General features: G+C 57.0%; 23 protein-coding genes and 1 tRNA gene. 17 read left to right on the forward strand and 7 right to left on the reverse strand.

From position 1 onward, the window contains the following. The first annotated feature begins 41 nt into the window (after positions 1-41). Positions 42-1,088, forward strand: a complete 1,047-nt coding sequence (locus tag BUB72_RS03360) for a phosphotransferase family protein (RefSeq protein ID WP_073140703.1) — start codon at positions 42-44, stop codon at positions 1,086-1,088. Next, the gene (locus tag BUB72_RS03365) at positions 1,085-3,196 is read left to right on the forward strand and encodes a 3-hydroxyacyl-CoA dehydrogenase NAD-binding domain-containing protein (RefSeq protein ID WP_073140706.1); all 2,112 of its coding nucleotides are present in this window, start codon (positions 1,085-1,087) and stop codon (positions 3,194-3,196) included. Before BUB72_RS03360 ends, BUB72_RS03365 begins: the two co-directional genes overlap by 4 nt. Here the strand turns inward: BUB72_RS03365 and BUB72_RS03370 are convergent. Then, positions 3,193-4,089: an NAD(P)-dependent oxidoreductase gene (locus BUB72_RS03370; protein WP_073140710.1), complete on the reverse strand. Its 897-nt coding sequence runs from the start codon at positions 4,087-4,089 to the stop codon at positions 3,193-3,195. The genes BUB72_RS03365 and BUB72_RS03370 overlap by 4 nt on opposite strands. 76 nt (positions 4,090-4,165) lie before the next feature. Here BUB72_RS03370 and BUB72_RS03375 point away from each other — a divergent pair, with 76 nt between their 5' ends. Beyond that, positions 4,166-4,915, forward strand: a complete 750-nt coding sequence (locus BUB72_RS03375) for an SDR family NAD(P)-dependent oxidoreductase (protein WP_073140713.1) — start codon at positions 4,166-4,168, stop codon at positions 4,913-4,915. Between the two features lie 3 nt (positions 4,916-4,918). Here BUB72_RS03375 and BUB72_RS03380 read toward each other — a convergent pair whose 3' ends face one another. Next, positions 4,919-5,134: a hypothetical protein gene (locus BUB72_RS03380; protein ID WP_073140716.1), complete on the reverse strand. Its 216-nt coding sequence runs from the start codon at positions 5,132-5,134 to the stop codon at positions 4,919-4,921. 138 nt (positions 5,135-5,272) lie between these two features. Here BUB72_RS03380 and BUB72_RS03385 point away from each other — a divergent pair, with 138 nt between their 5' ends. Then, positions 5,273-5,533, forward strand: a complete 261-nt coding sequence (locus BUB72_RS03385) for a DUF2312 domain-containing protein (RefSeq protein ID WP_073140719.1) — start codon at positions 5,273-5,275, stop codon at positions 5,531-5,533. 5 nt (positions 5,534-5,538) lie between these two features. Here the strand turns inward: BUB72_RS03385 and BUB72_RS03390 are convergent, their stop codons facing one another. Then, a complete protein-coding gene (locus BUB72_RS03390) occupies positions 5,539-6,411 on the reverse strand; it encodes a hypothetical protein (RefSeq protein ID WP_073140723.1) in 873 nt (290 codons plus the stop codon). A gap of 148 nt (positions 6,412-6,559) precedes the next feature. Here BUB72_RS03390 and BUB72_RS03395 point away from each other — a divergent pair. Next, a tRNA-Thr gene (locus BUB72_RS03395) sits at positions 6,560-6,635 on the forward strand. Positions 6,636-6,850: 215 nt separating this feature from the next. On the opposite strand, the gene BUB72_RS19025 is transcribed toward BUB72_RS03395, so the two are convergent. The 3 genes from BUB72_RS19025 to BUB72_RS03410 form a co-directional block, all read right to left on the reverse strand. Then, complete coding sequence (locus tag BUB72_RS19025) at positions 6,851-7,030, reverse strand: hypothetical protein (RefSeq protein WP_245814707.1); 180 nt, start codon at positions 7,028-7,030, stop codon at positions 6,851-6,853. A 228-nt stretch (positions 7,031-7,258) separates the two neighbouring features. Next, a complete protein-coding gene (locus BUB72_RS03405) occupies positions 7,259-8,434 on the reverse strand; it encodes an MFS transporter (protein WP_073140726.1) in 1,176 nt (391 codons plus the stop codon). 31 nt (positions 8,435-8,465) lie between these two features. Then, a complete protein-coding gene (locus tag BUB72_RS03410) occupies positions 8,466-8,864 on the reverse strand; it encodes a VOC family protein (protein ID WP_073140730.1) in 399 nt (132 codons plus the stop codon). A gap of 103 nt (positions 8,865-8,967) precedes the next feature. Here BUB72_RS03410 and BUB72_RS03415 point away from each other — a divergent pair, with 103 nt between their 5' ends. The 3 genes from BUB72_RS03415 to BUB72_RS03425 all read left to right on the forward strand — a co-directional run bounded on the left by BUB72_RS03415 (position 8,968) and on the right by BUB72_RS03425 (position 11,817). Further along, positions 8,968-9,852, forward strand: coding sequence for a LysR family transcriptional regulator (locus tag BUB72_RS03415; protein ID WP_073140733.1), 885 nt, complete (start codon positions 8,968-8,970; stop codon positions 9,850-9,852). A gap of 177 nt (positions 9,853-10,029) precedes the next feature. Next, entirely contained in the window at positions 10,030-11,277 is a 1,248-nt protein-coding gene (locus tag BUB72_RS03420; RefSeq protein ID WP_073140736.1) for a cation:proton antiporter, read from the forward strand. 51 nt (positions 11,278-11,328) lie between these two features. Next, on the forward strand, positions 11,329-11,817 hold the full coding sequence (locus BUB72_RS03425; RefSeq protein WP_245814710.1) for a peptide-methionine (S)-S-oxide reductase: 489 nt from the start codon (positions 11,329-11,331) through the stop codon (positions 11,815-11,817). Between the two features lie 103 nt (positions 11,818-11,920). Here BUB72_RS03425 and BUB72_RS03430 read toward each other — a convergent pair whose 3' ends face one another. Further along, entirely contained in the window at positions 11,921-12,334 is a 414-nt protein-coding gene (locus tag BUB72_RS03430) for a DUF6636 domain-containing protein (RefSeq protein ID WP_073140742.1), read from the reverse strand. Between BUB72_RS03430 and BUB72_RS03435 the strand changes: the two genes are divergently transcribed. The 9 genes from BUB72_RS03435 (at position 12,321) to BUB72_RS03475 (ending at position 26,362) form a co-directional block, all read left to right on the forward strand. Beyond that, positions 12,321-12,608: a hypothetical protein gene (locus BUB72_RS03435; RefSeq protein WP_139250604.1), complete on the forward strand. Its 288-nt coding sequence runs from the start codon at positions 12,321-12,323 to the stop codon at positions 12,606-12,608. The genes BUB72_RS03430 and BUB72_RS03435 overlap by 14 nt on opposite strands. Before the next feature lie 100 nt (positions 12,609-12,708). Further along, positions 12,709-13,911, forward strand: a complete 1,203-nt coding sequence (locus tag BUB72_RS03440) for an aminopeptidase P family protein (protein WP_073140747.1) — start codon at positions 12,709-12,711, stop codon at positions 13,909-13,911. A gap of 136 nt (positions 13,912-14,047) precedes the next feature. Continuing rightward, the gene (locus BUB72_RS03445) at positions 14,048-15,142 is read left to right on the forward strand and encodes an ABC transporter ATP-binding protein (protein ID WP_073141647.1); all 1,095 of its coding nucleotides are present in this window, start codon (positions 14,048-14,050) and stop codon (positions 15,140-15,142) included. Between the two features lie 73 nt (positions 15,143-15,215). Then, complete coding sequence (locus BUB72_RS03450; protein ID WP_073140749.1) at positions 15,216-16,322, forward strand: extracellular solute-binding protein; 1,107 nt, start codon at positions 15,216-15,218, stop codon at positions 16,320-16,322. Between the two features lie 79 nt (positions 16,323-16,401). Beyond that, positions 16,402-17,916, forward strand: a complete 1,515-nt coding sequence (locus tag BUB72_RS03455) for an ABC transporter permease (protein WP_073140750.1) — start codon at positions 16,402-16,404, stop codon at positions 17,914-17,916. 3 nt (positions 17,917-17,919) lie between these two features. Then, entirely contained in the window at positions 17,920-18,816 is an 897-nt protein-coding gene (locus BUB72_RS03460) for an ABC transporter permease (protein WP_073140753.1), read from the forward strand. A gap of 33 nt (positions 18,817-18,849) precedes the next feature. Continuing rightward, on the forward strand, positions 18,850-20,541 hold the full coding sequence (lhpI, locus tag BUB72_RS03465) for a cis-3-hydroxy-L-proline dehydratase (RefSeq protein ID WP_342742147.1): 1,692 nt from the start codon (positions 18,850-18,852) through the stop codon (positions 20,539-20,541). Between the two features lie 287 nt (positions 20,542-20,828). Then, entirely contained in the window at positions 20,829-22,628 is a 1,800-nt protein-coding gene (locus tag BUB72_RS03470; protein WP_083588553.1) for an autotransporter assembly complex protein TamA, read from the forward strand. After that, positions 22,628-26,362 (forward strand): translocation/assembly module TamB domain-containing protein, encoded by a 3,735-nt coding sequence (locus BUB72_RS03475; protein ID WP_073140755.1) that lies wholly within the window; start codon positions 22,628-22,630, stop codon positions 26,360-26,362. Before BUB72_RS03470 ends, BUB72_RS03475 begins: the two co-directional genes overlap by 1 nt. Positions 26,363-26,480 lie beyond the last annotated feature (118 nt).

A 26,480-nucleotide genomic window follows, 5' to 3' on the forward strand; every position in this document is an offset into this window, starting at 1 on the left:
GCGACGCTTGTCAATCGCGCAAAGCGGGGTAATGTCGGCATATGGGCGGGACCACAGATTCAATGATTGCCAGCTTGAACCCCTACCTTGCCGCGCAGATGCCGGAGTTAGGGGCTATCAAGCGTTTTGAGAAATTCGGAACGGGTCAATCAAACCCGACCTACAAGATGATGACCGACACGGGCAGCTTTGTGCTGCGGTCAAAACCTCCGGGCGTTCTGCTGAAATCCGCGCATCTGGTCGAGCGGGAGTTCGAGGTCATGGCAGCCTTGGCCCAGACCCCTGTTCCCGTGCCGAAGATGCTGCATCTAGCGACGGACGAAGCATCTCCGTTAGGGCGGGCCTTCTTTGTGATGGAATATCTGGAGGGTCGCATCTTCTGGGACCCGAGCTTGCCTGACCTATCGCCGGACGAGCGTGGTGCGATCTATGACGCGATGGCCGATACGCTGGCGGCGTTACATAGCGTCGATGTCGCTGACGTGGGCCTGAGCAGTTTCGGCAAGCCGGGGAATTACTTTGCACGGCAGATTGATCGCTGGTCGCGGCAATACCTTGCCTCTGTCGATACGCCGGATCGCGGGATGACAGGTATCATGGCATGGTTGGAGCTGCATTTGCCCGACGATGACGGGCAGGTGGCGTTGGTGCATGGGGACTACCGGCTGGACAACATGATGTTTGCGCAAGATGCGCCGGAGGTGATTGCCTTGCTGGACTGGGAATTGTCCACCTTGGGGCACCCGCTGGCGGATCTGGCGTATCAATGCATGCAATGGCGATTGCCCTATGAGGGCGGAATGCGCGGGTTGGGCGGACTGGACCGCGAAAGCTTGGGCCTGCCCTCGGAGCGCGCCTATGTAGCGCGATATTGCGACAAGCGCGGGATCGCACCGCCCGCAAACTGGCCGTTTTATCTGGTGTTCAGCTACTTCCGTCTGGCCGCTATTTTGCAAGGTGTCGTGGCGCGGGCGCAGGGGGGAAATGCCTCAAATCCTGAGGCCGCACAAAAATACGCGGCTGCGATACCGGTGCTGATCAAACAGGCAGTAGACATCGCTCATGAACCAAGCGAAAAAGCCATATGAAACAGGCCCCAAAACACCCCGTCCGGCTCGAGCGCCAAGGCAATGTCGCGCTTATTGTGATCGAGAACCCGCCGGTCAACGCGCTTGGGGTCGCTGTGCGCCGCGGAATTGCCGCCGCTTTAAACGCCGCGGTGGCGCATGAGCAAACCGACGCGGTTGTGATTGCCGCCAATGGCCGCACATTTCCGGTGGGGGCAGACATCCGCGAATTCGACATGGCGCCGCAAGAGCCGTCTTTGGGACAACTGTGCAATTTGATCGAGCGGGCGCGCAAACCTGTGGTGGCGGCCATCCAAGGAACCGCGCTGGGTGGCGGGCTGGAGCTTGCGATGGCCGCGCATTACCGCATCGCGGCAAAATCTGCCCGAATGGGATTGCCGGAAATTCACCTTGGCACCCTTCCTGGGGCCGGGGGCACGCAGCGGCTGCCCCGGTTGATTGGCCCGGAACTGGCGCTTGATATGATGCTTTCGGGCAATCAGGTCGGCGCGGGCATTGCCGCCGAGATGGGGTTGATCGACCTGGTCACCGACAATGATTTGCGCACGGAGGCCGTGGATTATGCCCGCTCCGTTGCTGTAACGCGACCGACCAGCGCCAACCGGACGCATCTTGCCGATGGCGCGGGGTATATGGCGTCGGTTGCGGCGCGTCGTGAACAGGTCACGATGGAATTGGGCGCAAATGCGCTCGCACCGCACAAGATTGTCGATTGCGTCGAGGCCGCTTTGCTGCTGCCGATGGAGACGGGTTTGGACGTGGAGCGATCCGCGTTCGAGGACTGCATCGCGTCGCGAGAAAGCGAAGGCCTGCGTCACGCATTTTTCGCAGAGCGCGCCGCCGCGAAGTTCCCCGAAGCAACTGAGGCCAAGCCAGCGCAGGTAGACCGTGTGGCAATCGTCGGCGGCGGGATGATGGGGGCTGGTATCGCCATCGCCGCGCTGCAAAGCGGGTTTGCGGTCACCTTGGTCGAGCAGGGCGAAAGTGGTGTGAACGCGGCGCTGGAGCGCATCGGCGCGTATTACGAACGTTCCGTCGCCAAGGGGCGGTTGTCGGAGGCGCAGGGGGCTGCTGCCCTGACGCATTTGCAACTGACCAACAAGCTCGACACGTTGGGCGAGGCGGATTTGATTGTTGAGGCAATTGCGGAAGACTTCGATCTCAAATCGCAAATGCTGGCAGAGATTGGCGCGCTGGCGAAGCCGGACGCGGTGATTGCTACGAACACCTCCTATCTGGACCTAGCTGCCCTCGCCGCGGCGAGCGGGCGTCCCGCAGACACCGTCGGGCTGCATTTCTTTGCACCGGCGCAGGTCAACAAGCTTGTTGAGGTCGGGGTGCATGACACCGCTTCGGCCCAGTCTGTGATGACGGCGCAGGGCTTTGTGCGGGCTTTGGGGAAAACACCTGTGCGGGCGCGGGTCCATGCCGGGTTCGGGACAGGATATATTGGTAATTCCATTCTTGAGGCTTACCGCCACGCGGCTGACATTATGCTGGAAGACGGCGCAACGCCGGCGCAGATCGACGGAGCGATGCGGTCGTTCGGGTTTCAATTGGGGCCGTATCAAGTGGCGGACATGTCTGGCCTCGACATTGCTTATGCTCGTCGCCAGACCAAGCCGCGCGATCCCGATGCGCGGTATGTCGAGATTGCCGACAAGATGGTCGAGCAGGGGTGGCTGGGGCAGAAATCCAATCGCGGCTACTACATCTACGCCGAAGGGCAACGCCAAGGCGTGCCGAATGGCGACGTGCTGAAACTGATTGCGGAGCACCGTGCACAAAAGGGGATCACCCCGCGCACGTTCTCGGACCGTGACATTCGCGACCGCATATTGCTGGCCATCGTGAACGCAGGTGCGCGCTTGTTGGGCGAAGGCGTGGCGGCGCGCCCCAGCGACATTGACGTCGTCATGATGCTTGGCTTTGGCTACCCGCGCAGCAGGGGCGGCCCGATGATGGATGCAGACGCGACCACGCCGTCAATCATCGCCTCACGCCTGTCGGTGTTGGCACCCGAAGAGCCGACGCTTTGGGGGGCCGCGCCCGTGTTGACAATGCTGGCGCAGGAGCGCCAGAAATTCGCCGAGCTGAATGCCAGCTAGGCCTTGGTGACCGCGTTCGCTTTGGCGACGTAATCGACCAGATGTGGCACGTAGTCCTCGGACCCGTCGCCGCCCGTGTTTACCGCCATAGCAAAGCTGTTTTTCACCGCGCCACCAATCGGGTTGGCAAGTCCCGCCCCGTCAGCCATAGACGCCAGATAGCGCATGTCTTTGAAGGCGTTGGTTAGAGTGAACTTATGAGCCTCTCGGTTGCCGTCCAAAGCGTAGCCCATGAAGGTCTGGTAGAAGCCGCAATCCATGCGCGAGCCGCGAATGACACTATCAAACTGCGCGGTGGAAATGCCGACTTTTTCGGAGAGGGCCAGCGCCTCGGAATACATCGCGGCATAACCCATCGCTAGAAAATTGTTCAGCAGCTTCATCTGATGACCCTTGCCGGGAGCGCCAAGATGGACAACGCCTGCGCCCGCCCATGTCTCCAAGATCGGTTTGACGCGGCCGAATATGTCATCCGCCGCACCGACCATGGTCGCGAGCTGACCCGCCTCGGCTTGAACGGGTGTACCGCCAAGCGGCGCGTCGACCATATGGCAACCCTGCGCTGCAAGCTGTTCGGCCAGCTTGACCGTTGACCCCGGATCAGAGGTGGAGCAGTCGACGACAACCGTACCCTTGGTCATGGCGGGCAGCATGTCGGCCACGATGGCTTCGACCTGCGGGGAGCCGGGGGCGCAAATATGGATAACACTTGAAGTGCGGGCGACGGCCTTCAGATCACCGACTTCGGAAGCCCCACGTCCGACAAGATCCTCTACCGCAGCGCGGCTGTGATGCGCGATGACCGTCAACGGATGGCCAGCCGCCAGAATGTTGCTGGCCATCCCGTGCCCCATCAGGCCCACTCCTACGAACCCCACACGTTCTTTGCTCATTGCATATTCTCCCTTTGCGCGGGAGTGTGACGTCAGATTTCGACCTTCGCAAGCACACACCACAAGGAGCTCTCCCATGTCCGACTTCGCCAATTACCCCAGCCTCAAAGACAAACGTGTTTTGGTAACTGGCGGCGCGTCGGGGATAGGGGCGTTGACGGTTGCGGCCTTTGCAGATCAGGGGGCGAAGGTGGCCTTTCTGGACCGGGATGCGGAGGCAAGTGCTCAGCTGTCGCAAGCAACTGGCGCGTCCCATGCCTTGTGCGATCTGCGCGATATTTCAGCGATGCAAACGGCGATTGAATCAGTGGCTGAGGAACTCGGTGCGTTTGACGTTCTGGTCAACAACGCCGCCCGCGACGACCGCCATGACTGGCGCGACGTGACACCGGAGTATTGGGACGAACGCATGCAAAACAACCTGCGTCACATGTTCTTTGCAATCCAAACCGTGGCGCCGGGCATGATCGAGGCCGGACAAGGGAGCATCATCAATCTGGGGTCAAACTCGTGGATGGAGGCGGGAGGCGGTTTTCCTGCCTACGCGACCGCCAAATCTGCAGTGCACGGCCTGACCCGCACGATGGCCCGCGATTTGGGCGACCACCGTATTCGGGTGAACACCGTCGTGCCGGGATGGATCATGACAGAGCGACAGAAGGAATTGTGGGTCACGCCCGAGTCCATAGAAAAGCACCGCGCCCGTCAATGCCTGCCTGACCTTATCGACCCGATCTATGTGGCGCGCATGGTGCTGTTTCTGGCGTCCGACGACGCGGCAATGTGCACGGCGAACAATTTTATGGTTGAAGCAGGCTCGATCTAGGCCTCAGGCAAGGATAATTCCCAGCACGACCATCATTAGGCCGACCGCCGACAAGAGCAGCGCCCCAAGGTTCAATCCGACGGTCGTTTGCATGACAGCCCGCAACTCTTCGTCGCTGAGACCCTGCTTGCGCGCGCGCGCGACTTTGTAGATGCACCAGATCAGGCCAAGAAGACCCATCATTGTAATCACAGCCCCGAGGGGGATCAGATTGGACATGGTGTACGCTCCTTCGTGTCTGTGGCGGTGGCCTAGCCCGTTCCGGCGCATGTCGCAACCGTTTGCACCTTGAAGGCGGGGGCGGGGCTTAGTATCCCCTTGGGCTCTGATCCATTCAAGCGTCAAGGAACCACGCCAATGTCTGACACCTCCGTCGTCGATAGCACCTACCGTGTCACCGCAGATGAACTGCGCCAATTCGTCGAGCGTTACGAGCGCCTTGATCAGGAGAAAAAAGACATCGCCGAAGCGCAAAAAGAGGTAATGGCAGAGGCGAAAGGTCGTGGCTACGACACCAAGGTGCTGCGGAAGGTGATGGCGCTGCGTAAGCGTGATCCGCAGGATATCTCGGAAGAAGAGGCCGTTCTGGAACTGTATAAAGAAGCGCTTGGAATGTAGGTGGCCTAAGGCGTCAAGAACGTGACGCCGGGCATTGCATCAAGCAATTCCAGATCCCTGTCATAGAACTCGGAAAGCTGGTTCACATACGCCTCGGTCCAGCCGGGAAGGTCAATTTCCTGCTCCAACGCAGCCGCGCCAAACTTGTCGAGAAAAGCCGCAATGATGCGTTCCCGCTGGTTTTCGGTCTGGGGCGGATGGGTTTCCAGATAGCTTTCCAAACGGTTCAATCCACCGCGGCCCATTATCGTGCCGAGGAAATCATTGACGCCTTCGAACCGGTAACCGTCATCTGTGCCGGCGATTGCCTTAAGGATTTGTGGCCAAAGCAACGGGGTATCCTCGTTGCACCACAGAGTAATGGGGGCGTCCGGCACCATGGACCGGATGCGCGTGATAAGGCCGGACCATCGCAGCGCCATCGGGTCGGACCCATCGAGGAAATGCTCGAAATTGGGGTCTTTAGCGCGCTCAAACACGGCTGGAATGAAGGTGGCGGGGTTACGCACCGCAATGCAGAACCGCACGTCCTCACGCGAAAATAGGTTGCGCAATCTGGCGGCCTTAAAGCTGGCTGTTGGATAAAACTCACCATTGCCGATACTGCGTCCCGGCACACAGAAAAAGCTCTCATGGCTTAGGACGACACGTTCCGCCTGGTCTTCGTCCATGATGCTATCAAGCAACGCTTCTTGCGTCTCGATCGGGGCGACATCGCCCACCAAGGCTTGCATGGTTTCACGGATGGCCGGCCGGTAACGCGAGGGCTCCGGGATAACGATCCCGCGCTGTCCAAGGGTCGCCTTGTTTTTATAAAGGCATTTCAGAAGGTTATCTTCGTCCGTGCTGTGCGCGCCGACGTGTAGAACGATTTCCATGCGAGCGAGGCCTTGCGAATGTCTGCGGGTTCACGCCTGTTTACCGACCTGTCGGCGGGCAATCAAACGTGAAAGCAAATTGAGGGGATAAATGTTTCATTTACGGCCTTGCGAAATCACATCCCATCGCATTATAAGCGCGCCCAGTGCCCCTATAGCTCAGCTGGTAGAGCAACTGATTTGTAATCAGTAGGTCCGCGGTTCGAGTCCGTGTGGGGGCACCATTTCAGTATCCAGATTTGTCCGATGACATTCGATTGAGCCTTGTTTATAAGAGGTTTATCGAGATCGTTTGTCCAGCGCCGTCTTTTCACATTCGACTGCGTTTCCCCACAAAGGGGGTAGATTTGGGGGTGCGATGAAGTTTGAAAAAAGTGCGTACCCCCACAATGCTTCTCAGCGACATCAAGGTTAGGAATCTCAATCCAAAGGAAAAGCCTTACAAAGTTAGCGACTTTGTGGGCTTTTTTATCCTGATTAAGGTGGGCGGGGCGAAGTCTTGGCTTTCATCGACAAGGTGGAATTCTGCGTTGGTGCCGGAGCGTGTGATGTCGCCCGCATAATACACCTCGTCTCCGGGCTTGAAGAGCGTCGCTTCAGGGCAGATAGCCTCAACCACGCCTGATGCGCCGTACCCGATAATACGCGGGTGTCCTCGATCTTGTCCTTCGGTGCGCGCACTTTGTTGTCGACCGGGCTTACCGCGACAGCTTCGACGGCAATCAGAATGTCGCGCCTCTTGGGTGTTTGTGTTTTGATGTCTAGATTAAGAAACGAATTGGCGTTCTGCACGGGCAAGTAATGTGTAAATCCGACGGCTTTCTTGGGGGTGTTCCTTTTGATCAAATTAAACTGTGAAGGTAGGAGAGGACGATTTGCGCTCTTGCCAGATGATGAAGGCTAACCCGAGTGCGGGCACGATTGTGGCGGCAAAAGGGATGTAGCTTGCTCCATAGCTACTATCGACAACGATCCCGCCGATGATCCCGCCCAAGGCGTTGGCGATGTTGAAGGCGGAGATGTTGGCGGTTGCCGCAAGTTCCGGCGCGTCGCCGCCGTGTTTCATGACCCGCATTTGCATCGGTGGCACGTTGGCGAAGGAGACGACACCGAAGACAAAGGCGGCGGCAACGAACAGATAGGGTTGCGAGGCGACCAGTCCGACAACGACTAGCGAGGCGATCATTGCGGCGGGCCAGCCGATCAGCGAAGCGCTTAGGTTCTTGTCAGCAGTCTTGCCGCCTAACGTATTGCCTAAGACCAGGCCCAAGCCGACGATGACCAAAATCCAGGTCAGCGATGACCGCTCGAAGCCTGCAATGTTCTCGGCGATTGGCGCGATATAGCCATAGAAGGTCATGAACCCAACCCAGCCCAGCGTGGTGATCATCAAGCTGGCGATCAGTTGCGGGTCCCGGAATGCTCCGAGCTGGGAGCGTACGGATTTTGGTTCTTCTGCCCCTTGTGTCGGAATGGCGAACGCAATGGCAGTAGCGGCCAATGCGCCGAGGATGGCGACAGCGACGAACGTGACGTTCCAGCCATAGATGTTGCCAATCCATGCGCCAGCAGGCACGCCCAGAACATTCGCAAGGGTCAGGCCTGCAAACATCTGGCCCACAGCCTGTCCGGCCATTTTCTCGGACACCAGACGCGTCGCAACGACAGCACCGATCCCGTAGAACGGACCTTGTGTCAGACCGGCCATTACACGGCTGATCATCAAAGTTGTGTAGTCGGTCGAGAACGCCGTGATCAGGTTGGAGACGACAAACAACGCCATCAGCCCGATCAGGACCACCCGCTTGCGGTATCTAGCCAGCCACAAAGTAAGGATTGGCCCGCCGATGACGATGGCCAGCGCATAGGCCGTAATTAGGTGGCCGGCTTGTCCTTCCGAGATGTTCAGGCTTTCGGCGACTTGGGTGAGGATACCGGCGATCACAAATTCTGCGGTGCCTATAGCGAAGGCGGCTAAGGTCAATATCCAGACCTGCAGCGGCATGCTCGATTTTAGTGACATGGGATGTTCCTTTCCTGGAACAGAAGAAAAATCAGATAATTGGGGTGCCGTGCGGCGTCGTGGGTTCAGTGAACACGACCTCCAGAAGGGGACCGGATGGCGTTCGGAAGAACAAACGTCGCTCTTCAATCTCGGGCAGATCCATGGTGGAATACGGGATCGCGAGAGCGTCGAGCTTGGCGCGGAACGTCTTGTAGCCGTCTAGGTAGATCCCGACGTGATCGAAGGCTTCGGCGGAGGTATCTGTCCCGTAGCCACGCGCGCCGATCAGGTGAACGATCGGCTTGTCGCCCGCATAGAGCCAGTGTCCGGGGATTCGATGGATCGCTTTAGGCCGGTCGCGTTCTTCCAGTTCGTCAAAGACCTCCAGAAAGAACGCTCGTGTTCCAGCCAGATCGCGTGTGCGCAGGGTGATGTGATCAAGGTGCATAATGCCCTCCTTTGGTTGGGCATCAACTAACACTTGCGATTTCGCCGCATAATTGATCAAAATGTGAAATGATAATTTGCTCTGACCGTATAATGAAAGTCAAATGCTGATCGAAAACCTCAAATTGTTCTTAAAGATCGTCGAAAAAGGGGGGTTGGCGGCGGCTGGCCGTGAGGTCGGCTTGTCACCCGCGACCGTGACGGACCGGCTGGCAGCCCTTGAGGCGCATTATGGCGCGCGGCTTTTGACGCGCACAACACGCTCGCTCAGTCTGACCGACGAAGGCCGCGAGCTGGTGACAGGCGCGCGCCGTATTCTGGCCGAAACCGAAGAGACCGAAGCCCGCATTAAGCTGGGCGTCGAAAAGATATCTGGCAGAATTCATGTGAGCGCACCGAACGATCTGGGCCGCAGCCAGATTGTGCCTTTGCTTGACAGCTTCATGTTGCAACATCCTGAAATTGCCGTCGATCTGACACTGAGCGATGGGTATATCGATCTGGTCGGCCGAGGCATCGACCTCGCCCTGCGATACGGCGAATTATCTGATAGCACGATGAAATCGCGCAAACTGGGCCCCAATCAACGCCTGATTTGCGCCAGCCCAGACTATCTAAAACGCAACGGCGTACCCCGACATCCTGATGATCTTGACCATCATAATTGCCTGATCATGCGGTTTGGCAGCAGCACCGATCAGGATTGGGTCTTTGTCGTTGATGGAAAACAGCGAACTTGCCGTGTTCAAGGCAACCGGATTGCCGACGGCGGCGACGTGATCCGGCAATGGTGCCTGAACGGTCTGGGCGTGGCGCTGAAATCCGAATGGGACGTGAGGCACGATCTGGCGGCTGGCACCCTTGTCACACTCCTTGATGCGTTCTCACCGAACCCAAATGCGCTGCAAATGGTCTATCCAGCAGGGGTAGTTCAGCCCCGACGCGTGCGGGCGCTGATGGATTACCTGTCAAAGACGCTTGATCCCTAGGACTCCTTAATCTGCTTAGTCCGTGACGCGTCCCGTCTTTTGGTTGTAAGAACAGACGGGGCGATCCCGTTCGAGTTGAATTTCACGGAATTGTTCGACAGGTGATTAAATCGGCTGGCTACACAGCAGTGAATAAGCCGTCGCAGCAGGGTGCATCACACGTTTTGGAGGCTTGAGATGGAAGCGTTGCATTGGTCTACAGACCTCATTGTGTTGTCCGTCTTGGCAAGCATCTTCATCTATTCGCTACTCACCAATGCAATCGCAAAGACGATCGTCACTTTGCCTATTATCTTCATGGTGATCGGGTACTTGTGCGCTCGGCCAATCGAAGCGTTGGCTGAGCCAGAGATACTGGCTGAAGGCAAACGCTTTTTGGCAGAAATTACGCTAGTGCTTGTCTTGTTTTCTGATGCGAGCCATGTCCGGTTTCGAACTCTTCGCCGGAACTTCAAAACCCCGTTACGCATGTTGATCATAGGGTTGCCGCTCACCATCGGATTAGGGATGATGGTGGCCTATCTTCTCAACCCAGAAAGCGGGCTGGCCATGGCGCTTTTGACAGCTGCCGTGTTGACCCCGACCGACGCGGCACTGGGACAGACTGTAGTCTCTAGCCCTGATGTGCCGGAAAGCCTGCGCCAGACGATCAATGTCGAAAGCGGGCTGAATGACGGACTGGTGCTGCCTTTCGTGTTGTTTGGTGCAATCATGGCATCTGCGGGTTTGGAGGGGGCCAATACCGATGGGCTTGCGTCCTCTGCAATGCTGCAAGTTGTTTTGGGGCCAATCGTAGGCATCACGTTCGGTTGGATTTTTGCCAAGAGCATGGATGCGGCCCAAGACTATGAGCTTATGGCCGAAGCCGCGGGAGGGGTCGCTTTTTTGGCCGTGGCATTCTCCGCCTTCATCGGGGCGGAGATCGTCGGGGGCAACGGTTTCATCGCAGCATTCGTCGCGGGCATGGTGTTTGGCAATACATACAAGCATGAAATTCGCTTCATCGGGGAATTCATGGAGGGTGTCGGGCAACTGCTTACGATGTTTGCATTTTTGGTCTTTGGGGCGCTGCTCTTGCCGGACGGATTAGAACACGTGACGTGGGAAGCTGTGGTGTTGGCCGCGTTGTTCCTGACTGTTGTGCGAATGTTGCCGATCTGGCTGTCGCTTCTGGGAACCGGCCTTGCCCTGCGGGAAAAACTGTTTCTGGGCTGGTTCGGGCCGCGCGGCCTGGCTTCCATCCTGTTTACACTCATCATGATGGACGAATTCGACTTCCTGGGTGAACAAGAACTGCTCGCCTGTGTCTCGATGACCGTCTTCATGTCGATCATTTTGCATGGCGTCTCTGCGGCTCCGCTTTCAAAATGGATCGGGCGGGTTGCTCGAAATAATGCCAGTCCATCAGGAAGTGCCGATGGGTGAAACTCGCGTCGCATCAACAGTTTTTGCGCTGACGGAATTTCAATCAACCAAGTGAAGATCGGCTTCGGCGGCGGCTGCCACTGGTGCACGGAAGCAGTGTTCCAGTCGCTTCGGGGCGTCACCGAAGTGGAGCAGGGGTTCATCAAATCCCTTGCCCCGCATGACACTTATTCGGAAGCCGTTATCGTTACCTTCGAGCCGGACGTAATACCGCTGCAGGTGTTGATTGACGTGCATTTGAGAACGCACGCCAGCACATCTCAACACAAAATGCGCGGTAAATATCGCAGTGCGGTGTATGTATATTCCGATAGCCAAGCAGATATGGTTCGGTGCCATATCATTGCCTCGCAATGTGACTTTGATAATTCCATTATCACAATGACGCTTCCCTTTGACGGGTTCAAACTATCGCCGGAACAGTTTCGGGATTACTACAGGTCAAACACCGAGAAGCCTTTTTGCACCGCCTACATTGATCCGAAACTGAGTAAGATCAGACAGCAATTCGATCGATATTATGAACCCGCGAAACCTTAGCTAAATTTCCGGTGCGGGCCCAAAAAAACACAGCGTGTCGTTGCACGTGACCAAGCGAATTCATCAATCCTATCGGTCGCAAAGTCACATGGCTCTGGCCAACTTAGAAAATCTCTTGGGCCCCGCGCGACAGATAGAATCCATAGCCGTCGAGGTTCTTGCACTTCAGCTTGTTGCGGGTTGCTGCACATGTGACGCCGCCGAATTTCAAAGGTTTGCCGATGTCGAGTTTACCATTCCCCGGCCAGTCATTCGATCGCTCCTCTAGACATAGCATCTGAACCGGCCCTCGGTCGGTGATGAAATACGCGTGGCCCCACTGCGCTGTGCAATCTGCGGGTTTGGGGAGGGCAAGTGGCCCGGATCTGCGGAAGATATTGCACATCATCTGGGTCGACCCCGGCGTATCGCCCATCTCGCAATGGATATTGTTTGCCCGCGTGGCAATGATCCAGATTTCCGCATTGGCGGGAAGGCCGGCGCAAATAGCGATCAGGGCCAGAATGTATCTCGCCATTAGCCTGAAATGTTCCATAAGGCATCATGCCCGACACGGCAGCCGCCATGCAAGCGCGGAGAAATTGGATTTCGAATTCGCGGGCGAAGCTAGGTTGCGTGTGCGCGAACAAGAAATAAGTGTTGAAATGGGATTGATCTCTGAAAAGTTCTTAGGCGATGCGTCGAGAATGCTGAAACCCGAAAAGATTAACCTTGCCAGAATCCCCCAACTTGAACAGATTGCAGGCGTTGGGCTGACGATGGCGTCGTCATTGCACATGTTGCACCCCTGAGTTTTCGTCCTGAACGCCGGGATCTTGCTTAGCCGCTGCCGCGGAGAGGAAGGTTCTTATCCTTCATTCTGTCTCGGTTTGCGGAACGAAGGAGTACCAAATGGACCGTCCACAAAGCTACCGTTTTCACCAGGGAGAGAGAGTTCTTCCGTTCGCTGATGCGGAATACGAGGCGCGCCTGACCAAGCTGCGCGCCACGATGGTCGCAGAAGGTGTCGATGCCTGCGTGTTCACCTCAATGCACAACATCGCCTATTATTCCGGCTTTTTATATTGTTCGTTCGGGCGGCCTTACGCCTTGGTCGTGACTGCCGACGCAAACGTGACATTCAGCGCTGGCATTGATGCAGCACAACCCTGGCGCCGTGGGTATGGCGACAACGTCACCTATACTGACTGGCAGCGGAACAACTACTGGCGCGCTATTCAATCGGTCACCGGATCGGGCAAAACCATTGGATATGAGGGGGATCACATCAGTCTTGCGCAAAAGGCGCTGCTGGATGAGTTCCTGAGCCCGAAATCCTCCAAAGACATTGCACCAGCAACAATGATCCAGCGGATGCACAAGTCCAAGGCAGAGATTGATCTGATCCGCGCCGGTGCAAATGTCGCCGATGTCGGTGGCTACGCCATAAAGGACGCCATCAAGGCGGGCGTGCGCGAGATCGACGTTGCCATGGCAGGTCGTGATGCGATGGAGCTGGAAATTGCCAAACGCTTTCCTGACGCCGAGTACCGTGACACTTGGGTGTGGTTCCAGTCAGGAATAAACACCGATGGGGCGCATAACCCGGTGACATCGCGCAAGCTGGAGCGGGGGGACATCCTCAGCCTCAACACCTTTCCGATGATTTCGGGCTACTACACCGCGCTGGAACGCACCCTGTTTGTTGAAGAGGTCGATCCGGCGAGCCTGAAAATATGGGAAGCCAATGTGGCCGCCCATGAATACGGGATGAGCCTGCTCCAGCCCGGCGCAAGCTGCGCGGAGGTAACCGAGAAAATCAACACCTTCTTTGCGGAACGTGATCTGTTGCAATACCGCACATTTGGATACGGGCATTCCTTCGGTGTGCTCTCTCACTACTACGGCCGTGAAGCGGGGCTGGAATTGCGCGAGGATATCGACACGGTGCTGGAGCCCGGCATGGTCATCTCCATGGAGCCGATGCTGACGATCGCCGATGGCCAGCCCGGAGCAGGGGGATATCGCGAGCACGATATTTTAGTCATTACCGAGGACGGAAATGACAATATCACGGGCTATCCTTACGGTCCTGACTTTAACGTCGTTGGCTAAAAATGCTTTCAGAGGAAGGCTTTGCGGCCTTTCTCTGGAATTCCGGTTGTGTTCCGGACACTGAGCAGACAGGATTGCCGAAATTCGACAAACTCGCGTGTCGTGCGTGAGACGTCATTTGGGGGAAATGGTCTCGATGGTTGAAGAAAAGTCCGCATTCGTAGCTTTTGAACGCGTTCAGAAAAGCTACGACGGGGAAAACTTGGTCGTAAAGGACCTCAATCTGTCCATGCCTAAGGGCGAATTTCTCACAATGCTTGGCCCATCGGGATCGGGCAAGACCACCTGCTTGATGATGCTGGCAGGGTTTGAGACAGCCACTCACGGGGATATTTTGCTCGATGGCGTTTCGATCAACAACATCCCCCCGCATAAGCGTGGCATTGGTATGGTGTTCCAGAACTACGCACTGTTCCCGCATATGACCGTCGCTGAAAACCTGTCTTTCCCACTGGAAGTTCGCAAAATCGGTAAGTCCGAGCGCGAAGAGAAGGTGAAACGCGCGTTGGACATGGTTCAGATGGGTGATTTCGCAGGTCGCCGTCCCGCACAGCTTTCGGGCGGCCAGCAGCAGCGGATTGCACTGTCACGCGCGCTGGTGTTCGAGCCGGAACTGGTCTTGATGGACGAACCTTTGGGCGCTCTCGACAAGCAGCTTCGGGAAACATTGCAGTTTGAAATCACCAACCTTGCCCACGAGCTGGGGATCACCACGGTCTACGTCACCCATGACCAGACCGAGGCATTGACGATGTCGGATCGGGTCGCGGTTTTTGATGATGGACGGATTCAGCAGCTGGCCGCACCAGACGAGCTTTACGAGAAGCCGCAGAACAGTTTCGTCGCGCAGTTCATTGGTGAAAACAACACCTTGGACGGCGTTGTTCAAGAGATCAAAGGCGATACCTGCATTGTGAAATTAGATAGCGGTGACATCATCGACGCCGTCCCTGTCAACGTCACAAAGGTCGGGGAGCGCACCAGAGTTTCGATCCGCCCCGAGCGCGTGGAATTCAATCGGGAACGCTTGCACGACGACGCCCACACTCTGAAAGCCGAAGTGCTTGAGTTCATATACATGGGTGATATTTTCAGAACGCGGTTGCGCGTCGCGGGTACAGATGAATTCGTGATCAAGACACGCAACGCACCGGATCAAGCCCGTCTAAAGCCGGGTCAGATGATCGAAATAGGCTGGATGCCGGAAGATTGCCGGGCGCTCGACGCCTGATGCATGCGGTGGAGCGGTCGCCCGGAACGCTCCAACCTTCGACGAAAGACCGGGCAAACACTGGGAGAAATACATGAAAACGACACTGAAACTGATGGCTACATCTTGCCTGACGCTGACGGCCTCAATGGCCTTGGCGGACGGGCATATGGCCAATGAAATGACGATCGTAAGCTGGGGCGGCGCGTATTCCAACTCGCAGCAAAAGGCTTATCACGAGCCCTATATGGAGAATACCGGAGTCAACATCATCAACGATGAAAGCTCTGCCGAAGCCGTGGCGAAACTGCGTGCGATGAACGAAGCGGGCAACGTCACATGGGACGTGGTCGACGTTGTAGCATCTGACGCGATCCGTCTGTGCGACGAAGGTCTGGCGATGGAAATCGATCCTGACACGCAATTGGCAGATGGCGATGACGGCTCCAAGGCTTCGGACGATTTTGGCGACTTGCTGGTCTCCGAATGCTTCATCCCGCAGATCGTTTATTCGACCACAGTTGGTTACCGCACGGATCTTGTGGGTGACACTGCTCCGACTGAGATCTGCGCGATCTTCGACACCGATGCCTATCCAGGTAAGCGCTCGCTCGAAAAGCGTCCGATCAACAACATGGAATGGGCGCTGCTGTGTGACGGCGTCGCCAAGGACGCAGTCTATGACGTTCTGGAAACCGAAGAAGGTCAGGCGCAAGCCTTTGCCAAGCTCGATACCATCAAAGACGATGTTATCTGGTGGTCCGCCGGCGCTGATACGCCGCAGCTTCTGGCAGATGGCGAAGTTGTCATGGGCTCGACCTATAACGGTCGTTTGTTCAGCTTGATTGAAGAGCAAAAGCAACCCGTTGCAATGCTCTGGGACGCGCAAGTGTTCGACCTCGACGGCTGGATCATCCCCGCAGGCCTGACCCCAGAGCGCGAAGCACGTGCGCTGGATTACGTCAAGTTCGCAACGGATACACAGCGTTTGGCGGATCAGTCCAAGTACATCGCTTACGGTCCGGCACGTGCATCTTCTGCACCGCTGGTCGGCAAGCACGCTGACTTGGGTATCGAAATGGCACCACATATGCCAACCGATCCGAACAACGCCAAGAACACCTTCTTGTATAACTACGAGTGGTGGGCTGATTACCGTGACGATCTGGATGCAAAATTCCAGGCATGGTTGTCCAAATAAACTGATTGGTTATGGGGCGCGACCGTGTGTTGCGCCCCATTTCGCTTGAACGAACTTTTCAAAGACTGGGGCGGAAAACGTGACAGAGGTTTTGGCAGCAGATGGACGGCCCCTAAAGGCCTCACTTAACCGCGCCTTGCGCCGTCAGAAGTTGCGCGCGCTGGCCCTGATCGCCCCCTTGCTTATTTTCATCCTGGTATCCTTCGTGATGCCAATCGCTGACATGCTGTTCCGCTCGGTCGAAAACGAGATTGTGTCGGATACTTTGCCGCGTACTGTCAAAGCGCTCGAAGGCTGGGACAGCTCCAGTGGAGAAGCGCCAGGCGAGGCAGTTTTTAACGCGCTTTATACCGATATGGCGCTTGCCACCGAATACAAATCCCATACGCGACTGGGCAGTCGTTTGAATTATGAGCTGACTGGCGTTTCATCGCTGTTTCGTAAGTCCGGTCGCCGCGTGAAGCGGTTTGATACCGACGTATATGCCGATGCTTTCCGCGATGCTGACCCCGCCTATGCCGATCCGGGCCAATGGGCCGCTTGGATGAGTGACGACACCGTCCGCGCCGCTGTGCCTGTAACCGCTGCAACTTATGATGCTTGGGCTAAAATGATCGTGGAGGTCGACAACGACGATCCGGCCAAAGAAGAGCCATGGGATTTTGTCTACACCGCCCTCTATAACGAGGCAGTCGCCGGGGCTTCGCTACCCGTCGCGGTCGATGTTTCGGGGGTGGAGCCGGTTTCGCTGCGCGATCAATTCGTGGAAGTCGATAAGGATTGGCTGGATATTGATGTCTGGCAGACCATCAAGATTTACGCGCCGAAATACACCAATGGCTATTTCCTGAACTCCGTTGATTTGCTTAAAGGCCCAGATGGCGCCGAGGCGCGGCCCGAGAGCGAGAGGATCTATGTTGTGCTGTTTATTCGCACCATGATCATGTCCCTGTCGATCATGGGTATGTGCGTGCTTTTAGGCTACCCGATTGCATGGCTGCTGGCGAACCTGAGGGATCGCACGGCCAACCTGCTGATGATCCTTGTATTGCTGCCGTTCTGGACGTCGCTGCTGGTGAGGACTTCGGCATGGAAAGTGCTGCTTCAACAGCAGGGTGTGATCAATGACGTTCTAGTCTGGATCGGCCTTGTTGCCGATGATGGGCGACTGCAACTGATCAACAACCAGACGGGTACGATCATTGCCATGACGCATATCCTGCTGCCGTTTATGATTTTGCCGCTGTACTCGGTGATGAAAACAATCCCACCTAGTTACCTGCGGGCGGCCAAGTCTTTGGGCGCAACCGACTGGACGGCGTTCTGGCGGGTCTACTTCCCGCAATCTGTGCCGGGGATCGGGGCAGGGTGCATTCTCGTATTCATCCTGTCGATTGGCTACTACATCACACCGGAACTGGTGGGGGGCACCAAGGGTGTCTTCATTTCCAACCGGATTGCCTACCACATTTCCAGTTCTTTGAACTGGGGGCTGGCGGCGGCCTTGGGATCCATCCTGTTGGCAGTGGTGCTGCTTCTCTACTGGGTTTACGACAAGATCGTTGGCATTGATAACGTGAAGCTGGGGGGCTGAGATATGTCTGGATTGCCACCATATGCATCAACCGGCCAGCGCGTCTGGTACTACAGTTTCCGCGTCATTTGCGGGGTGATTTTCTTCTTCCTGATCGCGCCGATCCTTGTGATCATCCCGCTGTCGTTTAACGCGGAGAACTTCTTTACCTTCACGCCGGAGATGCTGGCATTTGATCCTGCGGGCTATTCTACGAAGCACTATCAGGATTTCTTTACCAATTCCGATTGGCAACTGGCGCTACGTAACTCGTTGAAGATTGCCCCTGTGGCAACCATTTTGTCTGTTTCCTTGGGGACTTTGGCCGCCATCGGTCTGTCCCAAAGCCACGTGCCGTTCCGGCGGGCGATTATGGCGGTGCTGATTTCACCGATGATCGTTCCCCTGATCATCTCGGCGACGGGCATGTATTTCTTCTATTCCAACCCCTATATTCCGATCCCGTTCTACGGAAAGCTTGAGCTGCCCTTCACGCTGACGGGTACCTACTGGGGCGTGGTTCTGGCGCACGCAGCGTTGGGTATTCCCTTCGTGATTATTACCGTGACCGCGACCTTGGTGGGCTTTGACCAATCGCTGACCCGCGCGGCGGCCAACATGGGCGCAGGACCGGTTACAACCTTCTTCCGCGTGCAGATGCCATTGATCCTGCCTGGCGTCGTCTCAGGCGGCCTGTTCGCCTTCATCACGTCGTTTGACGAGGTTGTGGTGGTGCTCTTCGTAGGTTCCGCCGGACAAAAGACGTTGCCATGGCAGATGTTCACCGGCCTGCGTGAGCAAATCAGCCCGACCATCCTAGCTGTGGCGACGATCCTGATCGCAGTCTCAGTTGCGTTGCTGTTCGTCCTGGAAATGCTGCGCCGCCGGTCCGAACGCCTTCGTGGGTTGTCTCCGAGCTAGTGATTTCCGAAGCTGTGAGCGAGGATGTTGAAAGTGCCTGACGCGTCCATTGCGATGCTCCTTGTTCAAAACGACGCCGAAGGGGACGTCCTGACCTGCTTTGAAGGGCTGAGTTTTTGGGGTGGCGTTGATCCTGATACGGGGGTGATCATTGATGCTCACCATCCCGATCACGGGGCTTGCCTTGCCGGAAAAATCGTTTTGATGCCAAGCTCGCGCGGGTCGTGCAGCGGCAGTGGCGTTTTGTTGCAATTGGCGCGGAATGGCTGCGCCCCTGCCGCACTCGTGTTTCGCGAAGATGAAGACATCCTGACACTGGGCGCGATGATCGCTGAGCGCCTTTTCGATCGTCCGGTCGCTGTGTTGCGGCTTTCGCCGATGATCTATGATGAATTGTCCAAAGAAACGACCGCAAGAATTAGTGGTGATGAGCTGTTTTTTGGCAGGCAGACGGTGGGTTTATCACACCCTGATCTGGACGAATTGGCCTTGAATGACACCGACCGGGCCATGCTGGCTGGACAACAGGGACCAGCGTTGCAAGTTGCGATGGAGGTCTTGTGCCTGATGGCGGCGGTGCAGGGCGCGCGTGATCTCGTCGATGTGACCCGCGCGCATATCGACGGCTGCATCCTTGCACATGATGCCAATCTCGACTTCGCAGAAAAGATGCTCCAGATGGGCGCGAAGACCCGCATACCCACGACGATCAACGCGATTTCGGTCGACCGTAAAAACTGGTCATCTCAAGGCGTCGTGCCTGATTTTGGCAATAAAGCCAGCCGTCTTGCAGATGCCTATGTGATTATGGGCGCGCGCGCGACCTTTACCTGCGCCCCCTACCTTTTGGACGACAGGCCACAATTGGGCGAGGCCATTGGCTGGTCCGAATCGAATGCTGTGATCTTTGCAAATTCCGTTCTTGGTGCACGAACCGAGAAACACCCGGATTATCTGGATCTGTTTATTGCCATGACGGGGCGCGCCCCGAATACCGGCGTGTACCTGGCCGCCAACCGTGTGCCCGAGTGCGAATTGCGCGTCGCGTTACCCGAGACCTATGATGACGCCCTGTGGCCGATGTTGGGATGGTTGGCAGGTTGCAAATCGCCCAGCGGCATTCCTGTTCTGACGGGGTTGGAGCATGCTTCGCCATCCTCCGACGACCTGAAAGCATTGTGCGCGGCGTTTGGCACGACCTCGGCGGCTCCGATGCTGCATGTCCGCGGTCATACGCCAGAGGGTGAGCGACTGCTCGTGGCCGACGCGGCGGTCTTCGACATTACGTCGCCCGATTTGGCGTTGGTCTGGCAAGAGTTCAATACGGGTGGTGCACAGGTCGACCTTGTCGCGATCGGAAGCCCTCATGCCTCGCTCTCAGAATGCCGGAAGCTCGCACAATTTCTGCATGGAAAGACCTGCGACCCACAGACTGCCATGATCGTAACAGTCGGTCGAAAAGTGTTGGAAGACGCGACGTTGGAAGGCCTTGTTGACGTGCTTCGGCGTGCTGGCGTTCAGGTCATTGCCGATCTCTGTTGGTGCTCGATCACAAAGCCGGTGTTCCCTCCGGATACGAAAGTTCTCATGACCAACTCGGGCAAATACTCCCATTACGCGAATGGTCTGACAGGGTGCGAAGTGCGATTTGGAAGTCTGGAAGAGTGCGCGCAGGCCGCGGTCTCGGGTCATGCGGATACTGAACCCCCGTCATGGTTGCTTTGAACCCAAACGTGGTGATAGGCGGAGAATTTGCGAGCCATGTTCACACTTGTGTTTGCCGTGGCGCATTGTCTTGCAGAGGCCGTCGTAAAGCGCGAAGAGACATTGGAAAGTGCGGCTTGACCTTCGCGAAGGAACGCATGGATTGGGAACAAAATAGGAGCGGCGCGCGTTGAAAGAAAAGCGCGTGTTCGGTCTGGTCGGGTCAAGCACGATTTGATGCCGAGATGCGCTAAAGCGATGGTGGCTTGCGCGCGCCTCGGATAGTCTGGGCCTAGGGTGCAACGTCGATGATCAAGTACAATTTAATTCGTCTCATAACCGCTGGCTTTCTTGGGATGATGTTCCCCGGAACTGCGAGCGCGCTTGAGCGCGTTGATGTGCAGTTGATCGGCAGCGCGGACGCCGAATTGCAGCAAAGCCTGCAGGCAAACTCAGTCCTGAGGGCTTTGGACGGTAATGTAACGACCGGTGATGTAATCACTGCGGCACGGTCGGAATATGCCCAACTCATCGAAGTGTTGTATTCAAAAGGGTATTACTCATCGGTCGTGAGCGTGCTTGTGGATGGTCGAGAGGCGGCGCTCATTGATCCTTTCCGTGAACCGGCGCGCGTGGATGTCGTGCAAATTCGCGTGGAGCCCGGACGTCCTTTCCGGTTTGGAAGAGCCAATATCGGTCCGTTGGTTGACACCAGCCCTTTGCAGTCCGGTTTCAGAACGGGTGCACCCGCGCTTGCAGATGTCGTCCGCAGCACGGTGAAAGAATCCGTCGACGACTGGCGACAGGTTGGCTACGCGAAAGCGGAGGTTGCCGATCAATCGGTGTTGGCACGTCATAAAACAGCACAGCTTGATGTGGACGTAGAGATCGCGACAGGGCGGCGGGCCACCTTCGGTAAAGTCGCGGTGACTGGCGAGACAGCCGTGCGCGAGAAACGCGTCAGAAACATCGCAGGCCTGCCGAGCGGAAAGGTCTTTGACCCCGACGCGGTGAAGAAGGCTGCCGCGCGGTTGCGCAAAGTGGGTACCTTCAAGTCGGTCCAGGTCACAGAGGCCGACGAGATCGCCGAAGACGGCACGCTTGATATGCAGATAAATGTCATAGACAGAAAGCCACGCCGCATCGGTGGCGGGCTGGAGTTGTCCAGTTTGGACGGTCTGACGGTGTCCGGATATTGGCTGCACCGGAACTTTCTGGGCGGGGCAGAACTGTTCCGCATCGACTCCGAGATTGCACAGATCGGTGGAACATCGAGCGGCATAGATTATGCGTTGTCCTTCCGCCTTGAAAAGCCTGCCGTGTATGGCCCCGACACCTTGTTCTTTGCCGAATTCGGGACCTACTACACCGACGAAGAAGACTACATCGAGAAGAAGGTCGAGCTGGCTATCGGTGCTTCGCATGAGTTCGGCGAGCGGCTGACAGGCGAGCTTGGGATCGGGTACAGCTATTCACGAGTGACCGACCTATACGCCACGCCGAATACCAAGCGGACCTTGCAGATGTTCAGCTTCCCGATTTCGCTGACCTACGACGCGCGGGATGACAGGCTGGATGCAACCCAAGGGTTTTATCTGAAAGGTAAAGCGACACCGTTTTACGAGTCAGTTCAGGGCCGAAGCGGGGCACATCTGAGCTTTGATGCACGAGGCTACTATGCTGTTGGTTCGGAAAAGAAGACGGTTTTGGCGGGTAGATTGCAGCTTGGCTCTTTGATCGGCGTGACAGCTCAAGACGCGCCGCCCGACTTTCTATTCTATTCCGGCGGTGGTGGCACGGTGCGGGGCCAACCCTACCAGTCCCTTGCAACACCTGTCGCAGGCGGAACTTTGGGGGGGCGCTCCTTCGCGGGCCTGTCGGGTGAGGTGCGCCAATCCATCACCGACACCATCGGCGTGGTTGCATTTGTGGACGCCGGATATGTCGGCGCGGACAGTTTGGGCAATGGTGACTGGCACGCAGGCGCGGGCTTGGGCCTGCGCTATAAAACACCGGTTGGTCCGATCCGCTTGGACGTTGCGGCCCCTGTTGCTGGTAACACCGGAAATGGCGTTCAGATTTATGTCGGCATAGGGCAGGCATTCTGATGCGGGGTCTTCTTCTTTGCTTGCTGTTTGTGTTTGCCCCGTTTGCGGCGCTCGGACAGCAGGAAAACAGCGATCGCGGCTATATTCAGGGCTTGCTAGAGGACGCATTGTCTAGCGATGGCGGGAAGGTCACGCTTGAAGGCTTCGAAGGTGCGCTCAGTGCGCGCGCGACCGTTGAGCGTATTACCGTTGCCGATACGGAAGGGGTCTGGCTCAGTGCGGATGGTGTCTCTCTGGCGTGGAACCGCTCTGCCTTGTTGCGCGGCCAAATCGAGATTGCCGAAATATCCGTTGAGACAATTGATCTGATCCGGCAGCCGGTCGCTGCAGACACAGCATTACCCTCCCCGGAGGCGAGCGGCGCGTTTTCATTGCCTGACCTGCCTGTGTCGGTCAATGTCGACAGCCTGAAGATCGGAGCCGTCAATGTTGCTGCCGAGATGTTCGGGGAAGCGGCGCAAGTTTCCGTATCGGGAAATGCACGTTTGGCAAATGGTGCCGGGGTTGCTGTTCTTGAAATCGAACGCTTGGATCAAGCAGGGAATTTCAGTCTGGCGGCTGAGTTCGACAACACCTCGCGCGACCTGTTACTGGACTTGAACCTGACCGAACCTGCGGACGGGATCGCGGTAAAACTGCTCAACATACCCGGCCATCCGTCGATCACGCTCACGGTTCAAGGCGATGATCCGGTCACGGATTTCAGTGCGAACATTCTGCTTGCGACCGATGGTGAAGATCGCCTTCAAGGTGTGGTCGAGCTGAAAACGGATGCCGACGGTGGCACCGGCTTTGCAGTGAATTTGAGCGGCGACGTGGCGCCGGTCTTCGTGCCGGAATTCGCCGAGTTTCTTGGCACCAATATCCAGCTAAAGGCGCGAGGGGACCGCTCTGTAGTGGGGGGTATCAACCTTGATGAACTGAACCTCCAAACCGCTGCAATGCAAATACAAGGCTCCGCCGAAATTGGCGCGGATGGCTGGCCAAATAAACTGAAGCTGGATGGTGAAATTGTGCCACCGGACGGCGACACTGTCGTCTTGCCACTCCCGGGGCCTGCGACGTCTGTTAAGCGGGTGGAGCTATTCGGAACATTCGATGCGGAGGCTGGTGAGGCTTGGCAACTTCTGGGACGCGCCAGCGGAGTGGAGCAAGCCGGGCTGCGGCTGGACTTGGCCAAGTTCGACGCTGCTGGCACCATTGAAAAGGCTGCCGAAAGTGTCGACGGAACCTTGCAGCTAAAGATTGAGGGCATCGCTTTACAAGATGCGGCGTTCGCACAAGCTGTCGGGGATCGGTTGCGCGGTGGACTTCTTTTTGAGTGGGCCAATAGCGGCGTGCTGAGTGTGCGTGAAATTGACCTGTCGGGCAGCGACTATGGCCTGACGGGTGAGCTCTCGGTCGATGCGACCGACAGCGTTGAGGCTATAAAAGTCACTCCTGACCTACAGGTGATCGCTGAAGATCTGTCTCGTTTTGCGGGGCTTGCACAGATTGATTTATCTGGTGCTGCGGATCTCGCCGTTGTTGGGGCGCTGGAACCTTTGACGGGTGTCCTAGACCTTAATTTTGACGGGACAACGCGCAACCTTGCCACAGGTGTCGCCCAACTCGACCCGTTGTTGTCGGGTGAGGGCAAGCTGACTTTGGGGCTGTCGCGTAACGAGAACGGATTGAAGGCAGAGCCTCTACGAATAGCGACGGACCACGCAAGCATAGACGCAAACGCCACGTTGCGGACAGACGGAAGCGTGGCCACGTTGCGTGCCAAATTGCCGGATGTCTCCAAAGCTCTCCCTGAGTTGAGCGGTGCTGCCGACCTCACGGTTGAAGCGACGCAAGATGGCGACGTTTGGACCATTGCCACAACCGCGTCCTTGCCCGGCGGGACGCAGGCAGACTATCGCGGCACGGTGCGGGGCTTTAAGGATGGCAACCTTCTTGTCGATGGTACGGTTACAGCAGCTGTCGAAAGGCTGTCGGCCTTCTCCAAGCTGGCAGGGCGGGGGCTTTCTGGTGGGGTAAACCTCGAAGCGTCGGGGAATGCGGATGTCTTGAGAGGCAGTTTCGATTTGACGGCCAGCGGTCAGGCGCAATCTATTGCGTTCGGTCAACCAACGCTCGAGCCATTGCTGAGAGGGGCCACGCGGTTTGATTTTTCCGCAACCCGCGATGTCGCGGGCGTCACACTCATTCGAAGTTTGGAAGTCGACGGCTCGGCCCTTGATGCGCAGGTGAGCGGGAGTTTTGGGCCGGAGGCGGGGCAATTGGACTACCGCGTGTCACTTGCCAATCTGGGCTTGATCGTTCCCGATTTTCCCGGTCCGGCAAATGTGAGCGGTACTGCGGTGAAGCAGCAGCAATCCTGGGCGATTGACGCCTCAGGTCAGGGGCCTGGTGGCGTTGCTGTCGCGGCCAACGGTCGTGTGGCTGAGGATTTCTCGACGGTCGCCGTCGCATTGAACGGCTCGGCCCCTTTGGCATTGATTAATGCGCGTTTGCAGGGGCAAAACCTGACCGGACTTGCGCGTTTCGATCTTCAGGTGAACGGACCACCGGCGTTGCAATCCGTATCCGGCCAAGTGAACATTGTTGACGGCCGCTTAGCCATTCCGTCGCGAAGCACGGCCCTTAACCAAATCAATGGGCAAGTCCGGCTCTCTGGTGGGCAGGCGCAGCTGTCGTTTGATGCGGGCGTGTCGACCGGAGGCAGTGTAACGCTGAGCGGCCCAGTGTCACTGACATCGCCCTATAACGCCCAATTAACTGCCGACCTTCAGCGCGTCACTCTGCGCGATGCGTCCCTGTTCGAAACCACGCTCGGGGGGCGCTTGACTGTCAACGGAGCGCTGATTGGTGGAGCCACAATCGGCGGTGTGATCGATGTCGAAACGGCGGAGATCAGGATCCCGCAATTTGGTCCCTCCTATTCCGCACTGGAAGGGTTGCGCCACTTGAACCCGTCGCAAGATGTCCGCCGAACGCTTCGCTTCGCCGGGTTGGACAAGGAAAGCGATGCCGTGGAATCAAGCACTCCGGGTTTTCCGCTGAACCTGACCTTGCGTATTCCTAGCCGCTTGTTCGTACGCGGACGGGGGTTAGATGCTGAACTGGGCGGCACTTTGGGCCTGACAGGTACCACCAATAACGTGAACCCTGTCGGTGGATTTGATCTGATCCGTGGTCGTCTGGATTTGTTGGGAAGGCGGCTAAATCTGACCGAAGGATCTGTGCGATTGCGTGGTGACTTTGATCCGGTGATCAAGTTCGCTGCGACGTCTCAGGTCGAGGATGTGACGGTCGGGCTGTTATTGGAAGGCTTGGCATCCGAGCCGGAAGTCACAGTAACCTCGTCGCCAGAGCTGCCAGAGGAGGAAGCGCTGTCCCTGTTGCTGTTTGGACGCGAAGTCACGCAAATTTCGGCATTTCAGGCCGTGCAATTGGCCTTAGCCGTCCGGACGCTTGCGGGGCGAAGCGGGACCAGTCTGACCGACGGCATCCGCGACAAGCTAGGTGTCGACGATTTGGATATCGGAACCGATGCGGACGGCAACACGCAAGCGAAAGTGGGCAAGTATATCTCTGACAACATCTACACAGATGTCACCGTCAAGAGTGATGGAGAAAGCCAGATCAACCTCAACCTTGAGGTCAGCCCGACAGTAACTGTTCGCGGCCGCCTGAGCAGTGACGGCGACACGGGGATCGGTGTGTTCTTCGAGAAAGACTACTAGCGTGTGAAATGAGACCGCCCCTATCCCAACGCGCCATATGGTGGCACAAGGTTAGAGGTGGAGTCTCTGGCGGTCGGCACGCGCTGATGTAATTGAGGTTCTTGATCAACTCGAAAGG

The organism is Litoreibacter ascidiaceicola, from assembly GCF_900129235.1.
Classification (GTDB): Bacteria; Pseudomonadota; Alphaproteobacteria; order Rhodobacterales; family Rhodobacteraceae; genus Litoreibacter; species Litoreibacter ascidiaceicola.